The organism is Tolypothrix sp. VBCCA 56010 (assembly GCF_050875635.1).
In the GTDB taxonomy this organism is placed as follows: Bacteria; Cyanobacteriota; Cyanobacteriia; order Cyanobacteriales; family Nostocaceae; genus Hassallia.
This window is the reverse complement of the sequence record NZ_JBPAOH010000562.1, coordinates 1-207: the sequence shown is the minus strand read 5'-3', so window position 1 is coordinate 207 and position 207 is coordinate 1. Positions and strand designations below refer to the sequence as shown.

Below are 207 nucleotides of genomic sequence, written 5' to 3'. Positions count from 1 at the left end.
AACCCAGATATAGGCTAACCCCAAAAGCCGTTTTGTTAGGAGAAATGCGTCTTCAATTCGCCAACGTCTTCGATATAATTCACACAGTTGTTGTGCAGATAAGGTTTGGGGGTCAACTACATTGGTGAGGTAGTAATACCAAGTGGCACCCCACAAGACAGAAACTAGGCGAACTGGATGCTTACAGGGATGAGAACGGTATTCGCC

At 45.9% G+C, this 207-nt stretch carries 1 protein-coding gene; it reads right to left on the bottom strand.

Annotated elements, in window-relative coordinates:
• On the bottom strand, positions 1-207 hold a 207-nt coding region (locus tag AABK37_RS42360; protein WP_432557326.1), incomplete at both ends, for a transposase.